This is a genomic window from Klebsiella planticola ATCC 33531 (genome assembly GCF_000735435.1).
Taxonomy (GTDB): Bacteria; Pseudomonadota; Gammaproteobacteria; order Enterobacterales; family Enterobacteriaceae; genus Klebsiella; species Klebsiella planticola.
In genome coordinates this window covers 60,708-67,135 of sequence record NZ_JMPP01000005.1, presented here as the reverse complement: position 1 = coordinate 67,135, position 6,428 = coordinate 60,708, and the positions used below count along the sequence as shown (strand labels likewise).

At 62.6% G+C, this 6,428-nt stretch carries 6 protein-coding genes; all 6 read right to left on the bottom strand.

Annotated elements, in window-relative coordinates; genetic code table 11:
• Window positions 1-205 precede the first annotated feature (205 nt).
• Window positions 206-1,510, bottom strand: coding sequence for an ABC transporter substrate-binding protein (locus tag GRPL_RS23555; protein WP_032698290.1), 1,305 nt, complete (start codon window positions 1,508-1,510; stop codon window positions 206-208).
• Window positions 1,503-2,576, bottom strand: coding sequence for an ABC transporter ATP-binding protein (locus GRPL_RS23560; protein WP_032698289.1), 1,074 nt, complete (start codon window positions 2,574-2,576; stop codon window positions 1,503-1,505). Before GRPL_RS23560 ends, GRPL_RS23555 begins: the two co-directional genes overlap by 8 nt.
• 5 nt (window positions 2,577-2,581) lie before the next feature.
• Window positions 2,582-3,406: a phosphodiesterase gene (locus tag GRPL_RS23565; protein ID WP_032698288.1), complete on the bottom strand. Its 825-nt coding sequence runs from the start codon at window positions 3,404-3,406 to the stop codon at window positions 2,582-2,584.
• A 10-nt stretch (window positions 3,407-3,416) separates the two neighbouring features.
• Complete coding sequence (locus tag GRPL_RS23570; protein ID WP_032698286.1) at window positions 3,417-4,304, bottom strand: carbohydrate ABC transporter permease; 888 nt, start codon at window positions 4,302-4,304, stop codon at window positions 3,417-3,419.
• Window positions 4,294-5,166 (bottom strand): carbohydrate ABC transporter permease, encoded by an 873-nt coding sequence (locus GRPL_RS23575; protein ID WP_032698285.1) that lies wholly within the window; start codon window positions 5,164-5,166, stop codon window positions 4,294-4,296. The genes GRPL_RS23570 and GRPL_RS23575 overlap by 11 nt, the downstream gene beginning before the upstream one ends.
• A 156-nt stretch (window positions 5,167-5,322) precedes the next feature.
• Complete coding sequence (gene ahr / locus GRPL_RS23580; protein ID WP_032698284.1) at window positions 5,323-6,342, bottom strand: NADPH-dependent aldehyde reductase Ahr; 1,020 nt, start codon at window positions 6,340-6,342, stop codon at window positions 5,323-5,325.
• Window positions 6,343-6,428 lie beyond the last annotated feature (86 nt).

Below are 6,428 nucleotides of genomic sequence, written 5' to 3'. Positions count from 1 at the left end.
CCAGCGGGGAGGTTCCCGGGCGGCGGGGCAAACCCCTTGCCCGGGCGACGGTACGGCGCCGGTCAGTAGTCCGGTAAGCGCAGCGCCAGCGGGGAGGTTCCCGGGCGGCGGGGCAACCCCCTTGCCCGGGCGACGATACGGCGCTGGTCAGTAGCCCCGGTAAGCATAGCGCCACCGGGGAGAGGCGCCGGAGCGACAAGGGAGCTTACTTCACCTCAGCAAGGGCGGTTTTGTCGACGTAGGGTTTCATCAGCGCGTCGGCCTCTTTCTGCGCTGTCTGCACCGCCGCTTCCGGCGTCACTTTGGCGTCGTTAACCACCGCCGCCAGTTGGTTCTCCATCGCTTTACGCACGGCGACGGTCTCCCAGGTGGAGTACCACGGATGGGCGTACTTCAGCTGCTCCAGAGCAATCGCCGCGCGCGGATCCTGCTGCAGATAGGCCTTCATCTCCGGCGTATCGTAGGCGGCTTTGCGCGGTGAGAAGTAGCCGGTGAAGCGGCTCCATGCGCCGTTGACCTGCGGGCTCACCAGATACGTCAGGAACTGATAGGCCGCTTTCTTCTGCGCGTCGTTGATACCTTTAAAGCTCACCAGGCTGGCGCCGCCGATCGGTACCGCGCGCTGCTCTTTCGCCGGCAGCATCGCCACTCCGAGCTCAAAATCTTTGCTGTTCTCGCGCACAAAGCCCAACGCGCCGGTGCTGAGCATCGCCATCCCCACCTTACCGGAGAAGAAGCTGGCGCTGATCTGCTTCGAGTTGAGCACGCCGGAGGGCATCACTTTGTCTTTGTAGATCAGATCCTGCCAGAAGCGCAGCGCCCCGATGGTGGTCGGTGCGTTGTAGTAGACCTCGCCGGGATAGTCTTCGTTAAAGTATTTTCCGCCGTTGGCGCGTACCAGCGCCGAGAAGATCCAGCCGCCGTAGTCGTCGTTGGTCGACGGCAGCATGATCCCCCACTGACCTTTGCTCTCGTCGGTCAGCTTTTTGGCATCCGCCAGCAGTTCGGCCCAGGTCTGCGGCGGCTGTGTGATCCCGGCCTGCTCGAACATCGTTTTGTTGTAGTAGAGGATCGGCGTCGAGTTATGGAACGGGATCGCGTAGGTGGTGCCCATCACCTGGGCGTTCTTGTGCATCGCCGGCCAGAACTCGTTGACCAGGAAGTCTCCCGCTTTTTGATCGCCATAGCGGAACAGCTCGTCCATCGGCAGGATCTCATCCTTTAGCGCCAGGTCGGTGGTGAAGTTGGCGGACATGATCACCAATGCAGGCGGCTGCCCGGCCTTCTGCGCCGATTCGGCTTTGATCTTGGTGGTGTCGTAGTTGCCGGTGAAGATCCCGCGCACTTCGACATCCTGCTGCGAATCGTTAAAGGCTTTGATGACGCGGGTCATCTCCATGGTCAGCTTGCCGTCTACCGGCGCCGGAAACATGAAATCGATCTTCTCTTTCGCCAGCGCCGTGCCGCAGAGGGCAAGCGAAAGCCCGACGGCTGTCAGGGTTTTAAGCATGGTCAATCTCCTGGAGTAAATTGTGCTGTTGCTCAGCATGAAAAAGATGAATATCCCCGGGCGAAAAGCCGAGGGTCAGCGTGTCGCCTTTCTCCGGCACCGCGCCGCGATGGCGGCGGCTAAAGCGCAGGGTGCCGATGGGGGTGCTGACGTGGAGCAGATAATCGGCTCCCATCAGTTCTCGTTGCAGCACGGTGGCGGAGAGGCGCAGGTGCCCCTCCTCCACGCGATCGCTGATATGTTCCGGACGAATGCCGAACCAGACCCGGGGCTCGTCGCGATAGCGCGACGGCAGCGGATGGCGCAGGTCGCCGAGCCGTATCTCGCCGTCGGCGCAGGGCAGCGACAGCAGGTTCATCGCCGGCGAGCCGATAAACCCGGCGACGAACAGGTTGGCCGGATGGGCGTAGAGGTACTCCGGCCGCCCGACCTGCTGGACGTGGCCGCCGTTCATCACCACGATGCGGTCGGCCATCGACATCGCCTCGGTCTGGTCATGGGTGACGTAGACGGTGCTGGTTTTCAGCTGCTGGTGGAGATCCATAATGCTGTCGCGCACTTCACTGCGCAGGCGCGCGTCGAGGTTGGAGAGCGGCTCGTCCATCAGGAACAGCCGCGGGTTGCGCACGATGGCGCGGGCCATCGCCACCCGCTGGCGCTGGCCGCCGGAGAGCTTCGCCGGCTTGCGGTCCAGCAGCGTTTCCAGCTGCAGCATCTGCGCCACTTTATCGACCCGCGGCTGCCAGCTGGCCTTATCTTCTTTGCGCACCTTCATGCCGAAGGTGATGTTGTCCTGCACCGACAGGTGCGGGAACAGGGCGTAGTTCTGGAAGATCATCGCGAAGTTGCGCTCGCGCGGCGACAGGGCGGTGATGTTCTGGTCGTGCAGCCAGATTTCCCCCTCGCTCACCGGCTCCAGTCCGGCGAGCAGGCGCAGCAGGGTGCTTTTGCCGCAGCCGGAGGGGCCGACCAGCACCACAAACTCGCCTTCGTGAATATCGAGGGAGAGAGCGTCGAGGGCCGGTTTACCGTCAAAACGCTTACTGATGTTTTGCAAACTAAGCATGAGGATTAGCGCTCTTCCGTTGGGCAACTGATGTTTTCGTCATACAGCCACGGCCCGGCGTGGTGGCTCAGCGCGTGCTGGTAGCTGACCCACTGCTCGCCGACCTGGCGGTGCATCAGGCACGACGCCGGTGACAGGTCGTAGTACGGGCGGCGGTCCTCGTGGAAATAGGGCACCTGATGGACGGTGCCCGGCACGGTGGAGACGATCGCCTGGCGATACTGGGTCAGGGTCAGGCTGTGGTTATGGCCGCAGAAGATGCGCGTCAGGGAAGGGAAGCGCTCCACCAGCGCCAGCAGGCGATGGCCGTTTTCGCAGGCGATGGGGTCCATCTGGGCGTTGCCCAGCGGCAGCGGCGGGTGGTGCATAAACACCGTCGCCGGCTTGTCGCCGCCGTCGAACAGCTGGGCTTCCAGCCATTTAATGGTCTCATCCGTCAGCCAGCCGCTGGAGGTGCCGGCGCGGCTGGAGTCGATAAACAGCAGGCGGGTGGCGAAGTCGTCCACCGCGTAATGCATGTTCTGCGGGTCGCTGCCGAGCTGCGGGCACAGCGGGTGCAGGTATTCGAGAAACAGTTCTTTATCGTCGTGGTTGCCGGGGATCAGATACAGCGGATAGTTCAGGCTGCCGAGGATCTGCCGGGCAACCTCGTACTCCTGCGGGCGGCCGCAGTTGACGATATCGCCGCTGACCACCACCGCGTCCGGGCGCTCCGTCAGGGCATTGAGCTGGGAGACCACGTCGGCGTTGGCGGCGTTGACGTCGATAAAGCCGTACAGTTTCTGCCCGTGGCTGCGGAAATGGGTATCGGAAATCTGGGCTAACAGCATAGATAACTCCTTATTTGATCCCGGAGAAGCCGAAGCTTCGCAGGAACTGTTTCTGGAAAAGGATGAACGCCAGCATCAGCGGCAGGCAGACCATCAGCGTCCCGGCGCCGATGGTGCCCCACTGGCCGCCGGATTCGGCGCCCATGGCGAAGGAGACCAGCCCCACGGTCAGCACCTGCTTATCGGGATCGTTGAGCATCATCAGCGGCCACAGATACTCGTTCCAGTGGTAGGTAATGCTGACGGTGGCGAAGGCCAGCACCGACGGCCAGGACATCGGCAGCAGCACGCGGAACAGCACCTGCCACCAGCGGCAGCCCTCCATCAGGGCGGCTTCTTCCAGCTCTTTGGGGATGGCGAGGAACGCCTGGCGCATCAGGAACACGCCGAATGCCGAGGTGAAGTAGGGCATCATCACCCCGGTGAGGGTGTTGAGCAGGCCGAAGGTCTTCAGGGTCAGCATGTTCGGCACCATCATCACCACCGGCATGATCATCAGCTGGACGAGGAACAGCAGGAACAGGGTCTGCTTGCCGCGGAACTGGTGGCAGGCGAAGACGTAGCCGGCGGTGGTGATGGTCAACAGCTGCACGAAGAAGGTGCCGAAGGTGAAGATCAGGGTATTGGCGTACAGGCTTAGCCAGTCGGCGCTGGCCCAGGCGTCGCGGAAGTTATCCAGCGTCAGCGGCAGGCGCGGCAGCAGCGAGGCCATATCCTCGCCGAAGGTGGTGGCGCTGAAGGCGGTGGCCAGCATCCAGATAAACGGGCTGACCCACAGCAGGGCCAGGCAGCACATCAGCACGCTGAGGGTGAACGGCTGCGAGCGACGCAGGCGCAGCCACAGCGGGGGTGAGGCGACCGGCGAACGAACAACCAGCGGCGAGGCTTCAGCGCTCATAGTGGGCTCCTTTCTCCAGCAGTTTGAGGTTAAGCAGCGAGAAGGCGAACAGGCCGGCCAGGGTCAGGAAGGTGGCGGCGGAGGCTTTGCCGAGGTCGTGGGTATCCCACGCCAGATTCTGGATGTAGTAGAGCAGCACGGTGGTGGCGTTGTCCGGCCCGCCGCGGGTCATCACCGCCACGTGGTCAATCTGGGTGATGGAGTAGATCAGCGCGGTGGTGATGACGAAGCTCAGGGTCGGGCGCAGCAGCGGCAGGGTGACCTTAAAGAACACCTGGCTGCGGGTGGCGCCTTCCATGATCGCCGCTTCGCGCGTTGAGGCCGGGATGCTCTGCAAGCCGGCGAGGAAGAACAGCATGTAGTAGCCGGCGAACTTCCATACGCCGATCAACGCCAGCGCCAACAGGGCGCTGTTGCTGCGTCCCAGCCAGTTGTTGTTCATCGGTCCGAACAGCTTCGCCAGATAGTGGTCGAGCAGGCCGAGGCCGGGCATAAAGATAAACAGCCACAGCGCGGCGGCGCTGACCATCGGGATAATCATCGGGAAGAAGAAGGCGGTGCGCAGCCAGCGGTTAACACGGTGGTTTTCGCTCAGCGCCACCGCCAGCAGCAGGGCCAGCGTCACGCCGGGGACCACGGTCAGCAGGATATAGAGCAGGTTGTTGAGCAGCGACTGCCAGAAGACGTTATCGGCAAACAGGCGGACGAAGTTATCCAGCCCGACGAACGGCGCGCCGTCGCTGGCCATGCGGGTGTCGAACAGGCTGTCGTACACCGAGCGGCCCAGCGGGAACCAGGTAAACAGCAGTAAAAACAGCAGGGAAGGCGACAGTATCAGCCAGGGGAGCCAGATTTTTCTCATGGTGGCAGACGTCTCGTTCAGGCGTTTATGGAAGCCCGGATTGTGGGAACGAATGACTGCAAGGGGATGGCGGGGAGATGACCGTTTAATGAACCTTCAGCGGACGTCGGCCGAGGGAACAGGCCGGGCAGACGCGCCGCCCGGCGAAGAGGGGGGTTAGAAGTCGGCTTTCAGCACCACGCGATAGCGGGCTTTACCCTCGCGCACGTGTTTCAGCGCGTCGTTGATCTGCGACATCGGGAACAGCTCGGTGGTGGGGGCCACTTTGCTGCGCCCGGCAAACTTCATCAGCTTGCGCAACTCGGACGGGTTGCCGGTGGCTGAACCGGAGATGCTGCGGTCGCCGCCAATCAGGGTAAAGGCGGGGACCTGCAGCGGCTTCATCACCGCACCGACGGTATGGAAGTTGCCGCCGTAGGCCAACGCTTCGAAGTACGGCTGCCATTCGAGATCTACCGCCACGGTGTTAATGATCAGGTCAAACTGACCGGCCAGCGCTTTTAAAGCTTCAGGATCGCGGCTGTTGACCACCCGATCGGCGCCCATCGCCAGCACTTCCTGCTCTTTCGCCGGGTTGGAGCTGAAGGCGGTGACTTCCGCGCCCATCGCCCGCAGCAGTTTAATGGCGATATGGCCGAGGCCGCCGATACCAATGACGCCCACGCGGCTGGTGGCGGTGACGTGGTGCATCAGCAGCGGTTTAAAGACGGTGATCCCGCCGCACAGCATCGGGCCGGCGGATTCGATATCGATACTCTCCGGCAGTGGGATCACCCATTGCCAGTCGGCGCGCAGCTTGTCGGCGAAGCCGCCGCGGTTGATGATGGTCGGCACCGAGCCTTCGAGGCAGTTGATTTGGTTGCCGCTGATGCAGGCATCGCAGTGCCCGCAGCTGCGCGCCGTCCAGCCGATGCCGACCTTCTGGCCGACCTTCAGCCCTTTATCCTGCGCCGCGCTGCCCAGCGCCGCCACGCGTCCAATCACCTCATGGCCGGCAACCAGCGGATAGCTCGACATGCCCCATTCGTTGTCGATCATCGACAGGTCGGAGTGGCAGATGCCGCAGTATTCAACCTGTACTTCGACATCCTGCGGCAGGAGTTCGCCTGCGTCGTACTCCCACAGCGACAGATCGGCGCCCGCTTCTTTGGCGGCGTAGCTTTTAATTGTGCTCATCACGATTTCCTTGGTTTGGCGTAGATAAACAGAAAGTGTAGAGCATGGGGCGGGGCGACGCTTGGCAGAAGGAGGCAGGTAGACGG